At 61.2% G+C, this 14353-nt stretch carries 12 protein-coding genes; 10 read left to right on the top strand and 2 right to left on the bottom strand.

Annotation, left to right across the window (positions count from 1 at the left end; translation table 11 throughout):
- Positions 1-87 precede the first annotated feature (87 nt).
- Positions 88-309 (top strand): hypothetical protein, encoded by a 222-nt coding sequence (locus ACVOKO_RS02445; RefSeq protein ID WP_346496923.1) that lies wholly within the window; start codon positions 88-90, stop codon positions 307-309.
- A gap of 83 nt (positions 310-392) precedes the next feature.
- Here the strand turns inward: ACVOKO_RS02445 and ACVOKO_RS02440 are convergent, their stop codons facing one another.
- Complete coding sequence (locus ACVOKO_RS02440) at positions 393-1601, bottom strand: pyridoxal phosphate-dependent aminotransferase (protein WP_346496921.1); 1209 nt, start codon at positions 1599-1601, stop codon at positions 393-395.
- A 103-nt stretch (positions 1602-1704) separates the two neighbouring features.
- Here ACVOKO_RS02440 and ACVOKO_RS02435 point away from each other — a divergent pair, with 103 nt between their 5' ends.
- From ACVOKO_RS02435 to xerC, 6 genes are read left to right on the top strand one after another with little or no spacing between them, the layout of a single operon-like run.
- On the top strand, positions 1705-3813 hold the full coding sequence (locus tag ACVOKO_RS02435) for a S9 family peptidase (protein ID WP_346496920.1): 2109 nt from the start codon (positions 1705-1707) through the stop codon (positions 3811-3813).
- A gap of 18 nt (positions 3814-3831) precedes the next feature.
- Positions 3832-4239, top strand: coding sequence for a YbaN family protein (locus tag ACVOKO_RS02430; protein WP_346496919.1), 408 nt, complete (start codon positions 3832-3834; stop codon positions 4237-4239).
- 53 nt (positions 4240-4292) lie between these two features.
- A complete protein-coding gene (gene lptM, locus ACVOKO_RS02425) occupies positions 4293-4538 on the top strand; it encodes an LPS translocon maturation chaperone LptM (protein WP_346496917.1) in 246 nt (81 codons plus the stop codon).
- Positions 4531-5382 (top strand): diaminopimelate epimerase, encoded by an 852-nt coding sequence (gene dapF, locus ACVOKO_RS02420; RefSeq protein WP_346496915.1) that lies wholly within the window; start codon positions 4531-4533, stop codon positions 5380-5382. Before lptM ends, dapF begins: the two co-directional genes overlap by 8 nt.
- Positions 5379-6056 (top strand): DUF484 family protein, encoded by a 678-nt coding sequence (locus tag ACVOKO_RS02415; RefSeq protein ID WP_346496913.1) that lies wholly within the window; start codon positions 5379-5381, stop codon positions 6054-6056. The genes dapF and ACVOKO_RS02415 overlap by 4 nt, the downstream gene beginning before the upstream one ends.
- A gap of 16 nt (positions 6057-6072) precedes the next feature.
- Positions 6073-6951, top strand: coding sequence for a tyrosine recombinase XerC (gene xerC / locus ACVOKO_RS02410; RefSeq protein WP_346496911.1), 879 nt, complete (start codon positions 6073-6075; stop codon positions 6949-6951).
- A gap of 249 nt (positions 6952-7200) precedes the next feature.
- Here the strand turns inward: xerC and ACVOKO_RS02405 are convergent, their stop codons facing one another.
- Entirely contained in the window at positions 7201-9816 is a 2616-nt protein-coding gene (locus tag ACVOKO_RS02405; RefSeq protein ID WP_346496909.1) for an AAA family ATPase, read from the bottom strand.
- 636 nt (positions 9817-10452) lie between these two features.
- On the opposite strand from ACVOKO_RS02405, the gene ACVOKO_RS02400 reads away from it, so the two are divergent.
- The 3 genes from ACVOKO_RS02400 (at position 10453) to ACVOKO_RS02390 (ending at position 14322) form a co-directional block, all read left to right on the top strand.
- Positions 10453-11496 (top strand): helix-turn-helix domain-containing protein, encoded by a 1044-nt coding sequence (locus ACVOKO_RS02400; RefSeq protein ID WP_346496907.1) that lies wholly within the window; start codon positions 10453-10455, stop codon positions 11494-11496.
- Positions 11497-11590: 94 nt separating this feature from the next.
- The gene (locus tag ACVOKO_RS02395) at positions 11591-12802 is read left to right on the top strand and encodes a nuclear transport factor 2 family protein (protein ID WP_346496905.1); all 1212 of its coding nucleotides are present in this window, start codon (positions 11591-11593) and stop codon (positions 12800-12802) included.
- Positions 12803-12990: 188 nt separating this feature from the next.
- Positions 12991-14322, top strand: a complete 1332-nt coding sequence (locus ACVOKO_RS02390) for a S41 family peptidase (RefSeq protein WP_346497001.1) — start codon at positions 12991-12993, stop codon at positions 14320-14322.
- Positions 14323-14353 lie beyond the last annotated feature (31 nt).

The raw sequence follows: 14353 nt of genomic DNA, 5'->3' as shown, positions 1-14353 counted from the left end.
TTTGCTCCGCTTTGCTTTGCTTCGGCTTAAGCCCCTCTCCCGCCTGCGGGAGAGGGGTTGGGGTGAGGGCAGGGCGGAGTCTAGTTAGTGAATTGCGGTAGGAATTTCAAAAGCTCAAAAGCGCCCCCCCATCCGCCCTCCGGGCACCTTCCCCCGCAAGCGGGAGAAGGAACAACCCAAGCCAAGATCAAAACCGAGGCCGAAGCCAAAGCCGAAGCCGAAGCCGAAGCCAAAGCCAAAGACAAAGCCAAAGCCAAAGCCAAAGCCAAAGCCAAAGCCAAAGCCAAAGCCCCCCTCATTGCCGCTTGAGGCGTTGCTTCTGCTCCCTCCCTTTCGCCGCAGGCGAAGGGGAGGGCTGGGGAGGGGTGCCTTTAGCTTTCAGCTTTCAGCTCTCAGCTCTCAGCCAACTTTCCCAGCCAGCCAGCTCTCCAACCCCGCCCAATCCGCGCCACCGCCTCCTGCAAACGCCCAACATCCTGCGTATAGGCAATCCGTACATGCTGGTTGGCGCGGTAGTTCCCAAAATCCAAGCCCGGCGTAAACGCCACATGCTCGGTCTCCAGAAAGTGCGCACAGAACGCCTGCGCGTCATCGGTGAACGCACTCACATCGCAGTACAGATAGAACGCACCCTGCGGCTCCACATCAATCCGGAACCCAAGCGCACGCAACGCCGGCAACAGATAATCCCGCCGCTGCTGGAACTGCTCCCGCCGCTGCTCGAAGATGGCAATCGTTTCGGGCTCGAAACACGCCAAGGCAGCATGCTGCGCCATCGACGGCGCGCTGATGTACAGGTTCTGCGCAAGCTTCTCCAACTCGGGCACCGCACGCGGCGGCGCCACCAGCCAGCCAAGGCGCCAACCTGTCATGCCGAAGTATTTGGAGAAGCTGTTCAACACGAACGCTTCGTCATCCACTTCCAGCACGCTGGGTGCATCAAAGCCATAGGTCAGCCCGTGGTAGATCTCATCCACCACCAGGTGCCCACCGTGTTCCTTCAACGCCGTCGACAAGCCAGCCAACTGCCCGGCATCCAGCGTGGTACCAGTCGGGTTGGCAGGCGACGCCACCAGCGCCCCCACACTGGCCGAATTCCAGTTGGCCGCAATCGATTCCGGGGTCAGCTGGTAGCCACTGTCCGGCCCCACCGGCACCAGCTGTGCCGCGCCTTCCACCAAGCGCAGGAAATGCCGGTTGCAGGGGTAGCCGGGGTCGGCCAGCAGCCAGTGCTTGCCCGGGTCGACCAGCAGGCTGGAGGCCAGCAGCAGGGCGCCGGAGCCGCCGGGGGTTACCAGGATGCGTTCCGGGTCGATATCCAGACCGTAGCGCTGGCCGTAGAAGCCGGCGATGGCCTGGCGCAGGGCGGGCAGGCCGCGTGCGGCGGTATAGCGGGTGTGCCCGGCGGCCAGCGCAGCCTGGCCGGCACGGATGATGGGTTCGGCGGTGGTGAAATCGGGTTCGCCGATCTCCAGGTGGATCACGTCGTGGCCCTGCTGCTCCAGTGCGTTGGCACGGGCCAGCAACGACATGACGTGGAAGGGCGCGATCTCCTGACTGCGGCGGCTATAGGGGGCTTGCGGGGCGTGGGGCGTGTTCATGCCTGCATGATAGGCGGCGTTGATGGCAACGGCGCAAGCGCCGGGCATGGCACACTGTGCGCTGTTGCACTGGATGCACCACCGCTGTTCCGGAGCGAACCTGATGAAACCCTTTCTTTGCCTGTTGGTTGCAAGCCTGATGATCAATACCGCCGCCGCTTCCCAGCCCACCCCGCCGGATGTTGAAAAGCGCCCGCACACGGTGACCGCACCGTTCGGTGCACAGCGCGAGGACGACTATTACTGGCTGCGTGACGACGCGCGCAAGGAGCCGGCGATGCTGGCCTACCTCAACGCCGAAAACGCCTATACCGATGCGCTGATGGCGCCGCTCAAGCCGCTGCAGGACAAGCTCTACGCCGAGATCGTCGGCCGCATCAAGCAGGACGATGCCAGCGTGCCGTACCGTGAGCGCGGCTACTGGTATTACACCCGCTACGAAACCGGCAAGGACTACCCCATCCACGCCCGCCGCAAGGGCGATATGCAGGCACCGGAAGAAGTGCTGCTGGATCTGAACGTGCTGGCCGAAGGCAAGGGTTACTTTGGCATCGACGACATGGACATCAGCCGCGACAACCAGTTGCTGGCCTTCGCCGAAGACGCCGTTGGCCGCCGCCAGTACACCATCCGCATCAAGGACCTGGGCACCGGCAAGATGCTGGACGACGTGATCGAAGGCGTGTCGGCCAATGTGGTCTGGGCCGATGACAACCGCACGCTGTTTTACGTCGAAAACGATCCGGAAACCCTGCTCACCGTCCGCGTCAAGAAGCACGTGCTGGGCACCCCGGTCAGCGCCGATGTGCTGGTCTACGAGGAGAAGGACGACAGCTTCTACATGGGCATCGGCCGCACCCGCGACGACCGTTTCATCACCATCGGCGTGGACAGCACTGTGTCCTCCGAGCTGCGTTACACCTCGGCCGCCAACCCGGGCGAGTTCACCGTGCTGGCAAAGCGCGAGCGCGACGTGGAATACGACGCCGACCACTACAACGGCCAGTGGGTGATCCGCACCAATGCCGATGGCGCCACCAACTTCAAGCTGGTTACCGCCCCGGAAGGCGCCACCAGCCGCAAGCAGTGGCAGGACTGGGTGAAGCACGATCCGCAGGTGCTGATTGAAGGCTTTGAGCTGTTCGACGGCTATACCGCCATCGCCGAGCGCGCCGAAGCGCTGGAGCGCGTGCGCCTGCTGTTTGCGGACGGCCGCAGCGAGTTCGTCAAGGCCGATGAGCCGGCCTACTCGATGGGCTTGTCGGTCAATGCCGAACCCGAAACCGAATGGCTGCGTTACACCTACACCTCGCTGACCACGCCGGCCACCACCTACGAACTCAACGTCAAGACCGGTGAGCGCCGCCTGCTCAAGCAGCAGCCGGTGATCGGTTACGACCCGAGCAAGTATGAAACCGAGCGCGTCTGGGTCACCGCCCGTGACGGCGCCCGTATTCCGGTGTCGCTGGTCTACAAGAAGGGCTTCAAGAAGGACGGCACCGCCGCCCTGTACCAGTACGCCTATGGCAGCTACGGCATGTCGATGGACCCGGGCTTCAACCAGAGCGTGGTGAGCCTGCTGGACCGGGGCGTGGTCTACGCCATCGCGCATATCCGCGGTGGCGAGGAGATGGGCCGCAGCTGGTATGACAACGGCAAGCTGCTGCACAAACAGAACACCTTCAACGACTTCGTCGACGTGACCCGCGCGCTGGTGGCACAGGGCTATGCCGCCAAGGACCGCGTTGCGGCCTCGGGTGGCAGCGCCGGCGGCCTGCTGATGGGCGCCGTGGCCAACCAGGCGCCGGGCGACTACCGGGTGATGGTGGCGCAGGTGCCGTTCGTCGACGTGGTCACCACCATGCTCGATGCCAGCATTCCGCTGACCACCAACGAGTACGACGAGTGGGGTAACCCGGAGCAGAAGCCTTACTACGACTACATGCTCAAGTACTCGCCGTACGACAACGTCACCGCTCAGGCTTACCCGTCGTTGTTCGTAGGTACCGGCCTGTGGGATTCGCAGGTGCAGTACTGGGAACCGGCAAAGTGGGTAGCCAAGCTGCGTGACGTCAATACGGGCACCGCGCCCATCGTGTTCCGCACCAACATGGAAGCCGGCCACGGCGGCAAGTCCGGTCGCTTCCAGCGTTACAAGGAACAGGCCGAGTCCTTCGCCTTCGTGCTGTGGCAGCTGGGCCTGGCCGATTGATGCAGCAGGGTTGTGGTCATGCCTGAGACGCCACCGCCCCGCCAACCACGCCCGCCGCGCCTGCGCTGGGCGTGGTGGCTGCTGGCCTATGTGAGCCTGGGGGTGGGCATCGTCGGTATTTTCGTGCCCGGCCTGCCCACCACCGTGTTCGTGCTGATTTCGGCCTGGGCGGCCTCGCATGGCTCCGAGCGGCTGCACCGCTGGCTGCTGGACCACCCGCGCTTCGGCCCGGCCATCCGCGACTGGCAGGCGCACGGCGCGGTAAGCCGCAAGGGCAAGTGGATGGCCAGCCTGACCATGCTGGCCTGCGCCCTGATCACCCTGTGGTGCGTGCCGCTGGCCTGGGTGAAATGGACCTCCATCAGCATCATGGCCTGCGTCTGCCTGTGGCTGTGGCTGCGGCCCCTGCCGCCGGGCGAACGCTGAACGGCGCACGCGCGCGGTTCGGACTTGGTGGTCCAGTGGCTATACTCCGGGGCATGAACAAGACGTCCCGTTTCCTGATTCTCATCCCGGCGGCCTTCGTGCTGCTGGGCCTCAGTGCCTGCGGCAACAAGGGCCCCTTGGTGATGCCGCAGAAGCCGGTGCCGATCGAGGAACAGGAAGTTACCCCGGACGAGCAGCCCGCTGCCGATCCGGCCACCGACAAGAAGGACCCGGCTGCCGACAAGAAGGCCGACGAAGCCCTGGACGATGCAACCGGTGGTGATGGCGTCAATGAGTAAGTCGGCAACAGGGCGCCTGCACTTCAGCAAGATGCACGGCGCCGGCAATGATTTCGTGGTGTTGGACCTGCGTGATGGCAGCGCGCCACCGGATGCGGCCCAGGCCGCACTGCTGGCCGACCGCCATCGCGGCGTGGGCTGTGACCAGATCCTGACCATCGAGCCGCCGCGCAGCGAAGGCGCGGTGGCGTCCTACCGCATCTGGAATTCAGACGGCTCCACCTCGCAGCAATGCGGCAACGGCGCGCGCTGCGTGGCCGCCTGGCTGGTGCGCGACGGCGCAGTGCAGGGCGATGATTTCATCATCGACAGCCCCACCCGTACGCACGCCGTGCAGCGCCTGGCCAATGGCGAATTCGCCGTGGCCATGGGCAAGCCCGAGTTCGAGCCGGCGCAGATTCCGTTGCTTGGCTTCCCACGCGCGCGTGAGGAATACATGACCTCGCTGCAGGGCGAGAACGTGCGCTTCGGCGCCGTGTCGATGGGCAACCCGCATGCCGTGCTGGAAGTCGGCTCGGTCGACGCCGCTCCGGTGGAGCGGGTAGGGCCCTTGCTGCAGCAGAACCCGTTCTTCCCGGAATCGGTGAATGTCGGTTTCGCCCAGGTGATGGATGCCGGCCACGCCCGCCTGCGCGTGTACGAGCGCGGTGTCGGTGAAACCCTGGCCTGCGGTAGCGGTGCCTGCGCGGCCGCGGTCGTGCTGATGCAGCGTGGCCGCCTGCAGCGCGATGCACTGATTTCCCTGCCCGGTGGCGACCTGCGTATCCAATGGCCGGCAGATGATGCCGAGATCGTGATGTCCGGCCCGGCAGCATTCGTATTCGACGGAGAGTGGATGGGATGAACGACACAGTCGAGAAAATCGGTGCCCATGAAGTCGCAGCCTGGCTGCGGCGTCATCCGAGCTTCCTCAAGCAGTTCCCCGATCTGGCGCTGACCATGGTGGTGCCGCGCGACGACGGCCCCACCGCCTCGCTGGCCAGCTACCAGCTGGAAGTGCTGCGCGACAAGAACCGCGAGCTGTCGCGGCGCCTGGCCGACCTCGGCGCCAATGCGCAGATCAACGAACGCCTGGCCGTGCGCACCCACCAGCTGACCCTGGCGCTGATGCGCCAGAACAGCGCCGCCGACACCCTGCGAGCTATGGCCGCCTCGCTGGAAGAAGATTTCGCCGGCGACCTGGTGCGCATCGTCTGCTTTGATGACGTGCCGGAACTGGCAGAAGCGCCGTGGCTGCAGATCATCGCCAAGGACGACCAACGGCTGGCCGCGTTCCACGACTGCCTGCAGGACGGCGAGCCCATCTGCGGCCGCCTGCAGCAGGAGAAGAACGTGGTGCTGTACGGCGAGCGCGTCAACGAAGTCTCATCCACTGCGCTGCTGCCGTTGCCCGACGTCGGCCTGATCGCCGTGGGCAGCTACGACCCCAACCGCTTCTATCCCGGCATGGGCACGCTGTTCCTGCGCATGATGGGCGAGTCGCTGGTGACGGGTTTGCAGCGCTTCCACAGCGCTTGAATGGAGTGATGCGGCGATGAGTGCCGTCCAGGCATTCCTGTCCTATCTGCAGGTCGAGCGCCGCATGTCGGCGCATACGCTGGACGCCTACCAGCGAGACCTCGCCGCGCTCAGCCAATGGTGCGATGCGCACGAAGTCGCCGATCCGCAAGCGCTGCAAGGCGACCAGTTGCGTGAGTTCATCGCCAGCGAGCATCGCCGCGGCCTGTCGGCCAAAAGCCTGCAACGCCGCCTGTCGGCCTGCCGCAGCTTCTACGCCTGGTTGCTGAAGAACAACGCCATCGACACCAGCCCCGCCGCCGGCCTGCGTGCGCCCAAGGCGCCGCGCAAACTGCCGCAGGTGCTGGACGCCGACGAAGCCGTGCAACTGGTCGAGCTGCCCACCGATGCACCGCTAGGCCTGCGCGACCGCGCGCTGTTGGAGCTGTTCTATTCCTCAGGCCTGCGCCTGAGTGAACTCTGCGCCATGCGCTGGCGCGACCTCGATACCGCCAGCGGCATCGTGCTGGTGCACGGCAAAGGCAACCGCGAACGCACCGTACCGGTCGGCTCGCATGCAATGAATGCATTGCAGGAATGGCGCAAGGAAAGCGGTGGCACCGGCGAGAAACCGGTATTCCCGGGCCGCAGCGGCGGACCCATCGGCCAACGCGCCGTGCAGATCCGCATCAAGCAACTGGCGCAACGCCAAGGGCTGTTCAAAAACGTGCACCCGCATATGCTGCGGCACAGTTTCGCCAGCCATATTCTGGAATCCTCAGGCGACCTGCGCGGCGTGCAGGAACTGCTGGGGCATGCGGATATCGCAACCACGCAGATCTATACGCATCTGGATTTCCAGCATCTGGCCAAGGTTTATGATGCTGCGCATCCTAGGGCGAAGCGGAAAAGTTGAGTTGGCTTGAGGACTATTCTTTATTGGTCTTTTATATCTTCGTGGTAGCGGCGACCGCGTGGTCGCGATTATGCGAAAGAGTGGAAGGTGATCAAAGATCGAGGCAATGGTTGCGTGAGCTCAATAGCACGTTCGAGCTAGGTCATTTATCCTTCCTGACGACAAACGGAGTGCTTTCACTAAGGCGACGTTTCTAGATTTATCGATACGCTCGTGAAACGTCGTTGGCGCTGTCGAGGACGTCATCAATCAGGTGGCAGTAGCTGCTTTCTTGGCGCGTTCATCAAAGTCTTTGATCCAGTTCAGCATGGATTGAATATCCATCAGTAGTTCATCTGGCTCCGGTAGCCATGTAGGGCTTTCCGTTGGCTGAGAGTGTTCGAACGCCGAGTATTTGGTCATCATTTCATTGATCAATGCGCAGTCATTCGGCGTTACGGCGTTCAAGCGTTTCAATACGTTGAGGGTTTTTATTTCTCGACGATAGCGGTTGATTATGCCGGAGCACAGTTCATCCTCGACTGACCTTTCTACAAGAATTCGGAAATTGCTACAGGCGGCCTTAAGCGCGATAGCCCTTAGCGAAGCGTCGAGTTTTTTAATGGCCCCGATACTGCTGACCATTTGGTTGAACCCGGACTTTGGCTTGAGTGAAAACGCGTCGATGGAAACAGGCATGCCCGTATTGGTGCCGTCACGCCCGATGGACACCACGCTGACCTCTACTGCTGTCAACTCGAGATCAGTTCTATGCTTCGCTGCGCTTCGAAGCAAGACCATCAACGACAATCGGTGTGTGAAGACGATTACCTGTCTATGTTCAGCCAAGTCCACTAGACGTTTTGCCACCGCTTCTTCGTAGCGCTGGTCTAGTGAGGAAATTGGGTCGTCAAAGATGACTGGAAGTCCTCGGTCCACACCAGTCGCGTCGGCCAAAAATGCAGCTAGTGCCACGATCCGCTGCTCGCCTTCGCTCAGGATATCCCTGTTCTTCGCTGGGGAGGTGGCGTCCTTCAACTCGATATAGAAGCTGTAAATTCCTTTGCCTGAGGCCTTATGGTTCATTCGCACTGGAAGATTGCTGCCGCCGAGCGCCAGAAGCTCTTCGTTGAATCGATCGCAATAACCCTTGGCCAACTCACCTTCGCCGATCTCATTGCTTTTTATGGTGAGCGCTCTGGTTGCCGTCAACTGGATAGCGGCTTGAATGATTGCCACCTTCTTGAGGCGCTCCACTTCCACTCTCACTGCATCAATCTGGCCTGAAATCCATTCCTGAGCCTTGAGTTCGTGTAAACGCGCCTCCTTCTTGGCACGCCCGGCTGGATCCAAAAGGACGGCCAATGCTTCGCGCTGGGCCGTGGTCTCGATCATGGTACGTTCATGGGCATCCGTCCAAAGGGACCATGCCGCCTTAGGAATGTCCGCTAGATCAATGGCGCTGCTCATGGCCTTTAGTCTGGCGTCGATCTCTTGTGCAAGTGATCCGGTTTGCACGCTGTCGAGCCCCACGGCAGCACACTGCGACTGCCAGGCAGGGGCGCTCATCTTCTTTGGGAGCGCACTCGTCAATGTGATGAGAGTTTCCTCAGCGGCTTTGGCTTCGGTCTGCAAGGTTGCGTTGAGATGCTGCTCAAAGCTTGTGAGGCGTTGTTTTCCTTCCGATTCTAGTGGTTGTTGACAAAGCACACAGCGTGCTCCGTCTCCTACATTTGGGTGGGCATGATCGGGGTAAGCAGAGTTTATTGAGTAGGCCTTAGCGGCTTCCCAAAGCGTTTCCCACACTGCTTCCCCGACGCCCTTTAGTGGCATGCCGTTGATAAAAGATGTCGAGTATGCCGTGGCAGCCTGCCGTTTCTCGGTCGCGGTTTTGCGTGCGGTGACGAGAACCTCGGCCTTCTCATCGTCCAGGCCATCCGCCAGTTCGGACATGTTCTCCGCTAGTTTGGTCAGCCGATCAAGATCGGCGATCGCTTTTGCATGGGCGACTGCTGGATTGGTCTGGGCTAGCGCGGTTTCTAGGGCTAGCCGTTCCTGAAGCAGGGCCTCTGGAAAGGCGCAAGCTTTGCCGATCGCCTCTTCGTCGAGGGTGGGTTTCAATTTTTTGAGAAAGGTCGCTGCTGTGGCTTGTGCGTGCTCTGCAGGAACTACTGGGAGCTTGGAGATGAGTTGGGCTGCACGACCCTCCAAACGTTTCTCGACTCGATCCGAGATGCTGATAAGCGCGCCGACAAATCGCATAGCGCGTGGCAAGTGGGTTGCTGTGCTGGGGGTGTCCCCAAGTTCTCCTGCAGTGGCTGAGTCGAATACTGGCACGGCGTTGAACTTTGGGTGGGGGCCGGAGGTCGCTTCCCACTGGACGTCGTTGGTTGTAGATGTTCCGTCGATCGAGCTGAACGTAGAAGCTTTCACCAGCGCGGACGTAGCTTTAGGGGCACTATCGAACACGTTACCGTGGATAGTCCCTTTTGCTCGAGCGCCGCAAATGTGTTTCATCAGGCGGGCATAGCCAGACTTGCCGGAACCATTGGTTCCGTAAACCACTGTCATCTGCCCTTGGGATAGATCCAAGACGGCGTTGGTGCCAATGGCGTTTACCCCCTGGATGGTGGACAACGAATCGATACGCAATGCATCAGCGCTTGGTGTTCCAAGAATCACACCTGGAGCGAGTGCTGGGTGCTTTGTTCCCAAGGTTTTGCCTGCTTCGTGCAAACAATGGTCGGCGAGGGCTTTGATCTCCTCGTCGGTTGGCATGCGCCGACTTTTTACCATGCCATCTGCAGCCATTCTTAACCAACTGGGCCGGGAGTCCAGCCACGCTTCCAATGTCATAGGAACAACAGCCTCATCCTTCTTTGCCATCGGTCACATCCTCTGTGCTTCGCGGTGAGGTAGAAATTCCTCCGTCGCCTTAGGCTTAATAGTGACGTTGGTCACGACAAGTGGCAACTAGGCGTTGGTCGCAGGTTTTTTCATAGTTCTCAGTTTGAGCGAGGGCCAAAGAAAAGGACCGGTTGATTCGGGGAAAAGGGAATAAAAGTGTCAATTTCGCTTTGTTGCAGCGGTCGTTGTTCGCGAAAGACGATCTGCAGCAAGTGCGGCAAGTGCTGCAGTAGACATATTTTGACAACAAGAGAGAACAGCGACCATAGTTGAGTTGCTTGAAAGCAAGGACTGATCAATAGGCTGGTGCGAAGATGGGCTTTGATGTTTTGCTTAAGAATCTGGTGTCGAACGCTATACGGGATCTTGAGTTCAACTGATTAGCCGGGCTCTTAGTTGACCGGTTTCCCGACGTACTTCGTCTCTACACAGCGCTTTGTCGGCGTGTGCTAGAGATTTCGTTCCTTCCGGATGGGACGACGAATGACGTCGGTGCTCTCAAGGCCGGGTTTAATTTCTGCCAAGCCCCCATGACGCCACAACCCGAAGCAGACATACTTCCGGGTGCTGAATCCAATCAGACCCCTCCGCTTCTCATCCGGCACCCACGCATACATGCTGACCTCCTACCTGCTGTTCTTCTTCGCCGGCCTGGGCGTCTTCAACGGTGCGGCGTTGTCGGTCTACCTGCTATGCCGAAAACCCGTCAGGCCGGCCCAGCGTTGGCTGGCGGCCTTGGTGCTGATGCTGAGCCTGCGCACCGGCAAGTCCGTGCTGGTCTTCTTCTGGCACGACATCTCCAAGCTGGTTCTGCAGGTCGGCCTGACCGCCTGCTTCTTCATCGGCATCTGCCTGATCGGTTTCGTGCGTGCCTGGCTTGACCCCGATAGCCGGCGGACCCGGAACGATGCGGCTATCGCCTTGGGCCTGCTGGTGCTGGCGACTGCCTTTGGTGTCGCTTGGCCCTATACCGAGAACGTCAGCCTGTGGGCTGGGCCGGTGTGGGCCTCCATCCAAGTGATTTGGCTGGCCTGTCTGCTGGTGTCAACGGTGCTGTTCCTACGGGGCGGCAAGCAAGGTCACGCCGATACGGCACCCGGTGCGCTGAGCCGCAGCCATGTGCTCTCGGTGATCGTGGGCGTGGGCGTGATCTGGTTGGCCTATGCCACCTCCGGCTTGACGTCGTACATCGTCGGCGCGCTGTCGTTCTCGCTGGTGCTGTACCTGAGCATCAGTGTTGCGCTTGCCCGGCGTAAGCCCGCTCCGGTCGCCGAGCCTTACCGGGACCGCAAGATCGCGCCGAGCGAAGCTGAGGCGACCTTGCGCGCCCTGCATGCGCTGATGGCCGACGAGGGCCTGTACAAGGACGCTGGCCTGACGCTGGCCAAGCTGGCCAAGCGTCTCAACATCCCTACGGCACGGTTGTCGCAGCTGCTCAACGACAACCTCAAGACCGCCTTCAAGCCCTACCTGGCGCAGGTCAGGATCGAGGCCGCCAAGCAGTTGCTGCGCGCACAGGCGTCGGCGTCGATGGACGATGTGGCGGAGGCGTCCGGCTTCCTTTCCACGTCCACCTTCTACAGCAGCTTCAAGAAGGTGGAGGGGACGACGCCTGCAGCGTGGCGGCAGGCCCAGTCGCGCTTGTTGGTTGGCTCTTGAAACGCGTTTGGTGAGTCCGTAAACGCGCTTCAGTAGATTGATTCATAAAGAGATTCTGCAGACTTCGGGGCACCCATCCTCCGGAGTCTTGTTCATGTCAGGAATGCCTTCCAAGCCGGCCATTGCCGGTGTCATACCGTTGCCAGCACGCCTTGTCAGATGGTTCGCCATGGTCAGCTTGGCGCTGTGGTTCAGTGGGCTTGCGCATGCCGAGCCGGTCACGGATGAGCGTGAGATCTCCGCGGTCATCCAGGACTATCTGCACGGCAGTTCGTACAACCAGCGCGATCGGCTCAGCCGCGCCTTCCATCCTGATGCGCGGCTATACCTGAGCCAGGGCGCGGACGGCATGCGCGAGGTGGGCATCGCCGAATACACCAGCTGGTTCGGCAAGGAGCCGGGGCTGTTCAATGGCCGTGTCGGTCGCCTGCTCGGCATCGAGGTCGAAGGCAACATCGCCACCGCCAAGGCGGAGATTCTGATCAGCAGGGATCAGGCGCGCTTCGTCGATCTGTTCCTGCTGAAGAAGCTGGAAGGGCGCTGGCTGATCATCAGCAAGACCGCCACCCGCGAAACAGCGCCCGCCCATGGCCGCCAGGTAGTGCTGGCGGTGTCCAACGTGGACACCATGCCCGGCACCCGCCTGAGCGCCGGCAACAGTTTCCTGGAGCTGGTCCGCGCCTATGCCGGTTTCCGCGAGGCTGGCTACGGCGTGCAGTTCGTCAGCCCCGAAGGCGGGGCCGTGCCGCTGGCCTACATCGACACCAGCAACCCCGAACACAAAGACGGCATCTACGACGCCGACATGATGTGGGCGCTGGCCAACACGCGCCGGCCCGACGAGGTGACGGCCAGCGACTATTCCGCGCTGATGTACATCGGCGGCAGTGCCGCGATGTATGGCGTTGCCGAGCACCCCGGCATGCAATGGTTGGCGGTGCGCATCTACGAGCAGCGGGGCGGCATCGTCTCGGCGGTGTGCCACGGCAGTGCAGGGCTGGTGAACCTGATCCTGTCCGACGGCACCGCACTGGTCAGCGGCAAGCGTGTCACCGGCTACCCCGATGCATACGAAGATATGAGTGCGGCTTATTACAAGACCTTCCCGTTCTCGATCGAACAACGCCTGCGTGGAAGCAAAGGCCAGTTCAGTCACGGCGCGCGCGGCACATCGCATGTGGAAGTTGATGGCCGGCTCATCACCGGCATGAACTGGGAATCCACACGCGGCGTGGTGGCTGCGATTATCCAGCGCTTGGAGGCTGATAGTGCTGCGCTACAAAATGCTCCGCAGGTTGGTGGTTGAGTAACTGCAACGAAGTCGGACTGCCCGCTGCTGGATGGCAGCGGGCGGGGGATGGCCATTCGGGATGAACGCGGTTCCGGCCAATCATTTGTTGCACATCTGGTATCCATGACCTGCTTGCGGGACAAGTGGTGAAGGCGAGGCGTCTGAACTAGGATTGCGCTTCAAGTCGAACAGGGAAGTTGACTATGCACCACTGGTTTTTTTTGCTTTCGCTTGCACTCTTCAGCGGCGGTGCCTTGGCCGGCACGACCTGGCGTGGCACCACCCCGCAGTCGCTTGCCAACGGCTCAGGCGAAATATCGGCAGCTGGTGGCGCGGCAGTTACGTTGTCAGCCGAGTCGATGGGTGCAAATCGGTTCGTCGGCGCCATCACAACGATCGACGCAGCCTCCTTTCGAGGACGAGAGGTACTTTTCGCTGGCAGGCTTCTGGTCAAAAGCGGCACTGGCAAGGCTGCACTCTGGGTCCGTGCGGACGGCGCTGAAGGGGCTCTGGCCTTTGCAAGCACGAGTGACCAGTCGGTGCGCTTCAACGAGGGTTCCCAGGTGAGAGAGGTCCGGCTCTACATTCCGTCTGGGGCGACCAGTCTCAAGCTATGGGTGTCCCTTGACAGCGCCGGGCGTGTAGATGTCGAGCACCTCACGCTCAAGAACGAGCGTGCGACCTCGAACGGCGTATCCGCTTATGACATGCTCGATACCGCCATTTCTTTCATCCGCGCGAACGCGCTGAACGCAAACCGCCTGGACTGGGATGCCGAGCAGAAGTCACTTCTGACCCCAGACTTGAAGAACCTTCCAGCACCGGAGGCTTACAGCAGGATTCGAAAGGTTCTGAGTGCTCTCGAAGATCATCATAGCTCCGTGCATGTGCCCAGGGTTGCTTCGACCCGTCGCACAAGTGCAATCGCGACGCAGGCCGTAGAAGCCAGGCCAGTGCAGGACATCGGCTATCTGTTGGTGCCGGGTTTGCGTGGCTCCGATTCCCGTGCCAGTGATATCTTCAGCACTCAACTTTGCGAGCACATTGCAAGCTTGGCGAAGACTGCTAGTAAGGGCTGGATCATCGATCTTCGTGACAATACGGGGGGCAATATGTGGCCGATGATAAAAGGGCTGAGATCACTGTTGGGCGATGCTGATATAGGCGCAATCCGCGACCGCAATGGTGTGGTAACGGCGTGGCGCTCCCAACCCTCCAAGGCATGCGGCGTCGATCTTTCCCGCAACCGCGTGGCCGTGCTTGTTGGCCCCAGGACAGCAAGCTCCGGAGAAGCGGTGGCTGTTGCATTCAGAGCCCGCCCTGGCACCGGGTTCTTCGGGCAACCCACGGCAGGGCTCTCCACTGCCAACCAGTCGTTTGCGCTTCCTGATGGCGGCGTTATTGCGTTGACGACCGCAGTGTTTCTTGACCGGTCCGGTGAGGCGTATCTGCAGGGCATAAAGCCCGAGAATCTTGTGCCTCACGATCAATATGCGATTGCGGCGGCGGCAGCTTGGTTGCGCACGCTACCGTGATGACGCGCGGTTGGCCGGCAATAGGGTCAGA

The organism is Stenotrophomonas sp. STEN240 (assembly GCF_056756175.1).
This window is presented reverse-complemented; position numbering and strand designations above follow the sequence as displayed.

Coding starts and splice junctions, on each gene's coding strand:
- ACVOKO_RS02430 (WP_346496919.1), top strand. CDS start 3,832: ATGCCTGAGACGCCACCGCCCCGCCAACCACGCCCGCCGCGCCTGCGC.
- ACVOKO_RS02400 (WP_346496907.1), top strand. CDS start 10,453: ATGCTGACCTCCTACCTGCTGTTCTTCTTCGCCGGCCTGGGCGTCTTC.
- ACVOKO_RS02415 (WP_346496913.1), top strand. CDS start 5,379: ATGAACGACACAGTCGAGAAAATCGGTGCCCATGAAGTCGCAGCCTGG.
- ACVOKO_RS02390 (WP_346497001.1), top strand. CDS start 12,991: ATGCACCACTGGTTTTTTTTGCTTTCGCTTGCACTCTTCAGCGGCGGT.
- ACVOKO_RS02395 (WP_346496905.1), top strand. CDS start 11,591: ATGTCAGGAATGCCTTCCAAGCCGGCCATTGCCGGTGTCATACCGTTG.
- xerC (WP_346496911.1), top strand. CDS start 6,073: ATGAGTGCCGTCCAGGCATTCCTGTCCTATCTGCAGGTCGAGCGCCGC.
- dapF (WP_346496915.1), top strand. CDS start 4,531: ATGAGTAAGTCGGCAACAGGGCGCCTGCACTTCAGCAAGATGCACGGC.
- ACVOKO_RS02405 (WP_346496909.1), bottom strand. CDS start 9,816: ATGGCAAAGAAGGATGAGGCTGTTGTTCCTATGACATTGGAAGCGTGG.
- ACVOKO_RS02440 (WP_346496921.1), bottom strand. CDS start 1,601: ATGAACACGCCCCACGCCCCGCAAGCCCCCTATAGCCGCCGCAGTCAG.
- lptM (WP_346496917.1), top strand. CDS start 4,293: ATGAACAAGACGTCCCGTTTCCTGATTCTCATCCCGGCGGCCTTCGTG.
- ACVOKO_RS02435 (WP_346496920.1), top strand. CDS start 1,705: ATGAAACCCTTTCTTTGCCTGTTGGTTGCAAGCCTGATGATCAATACC.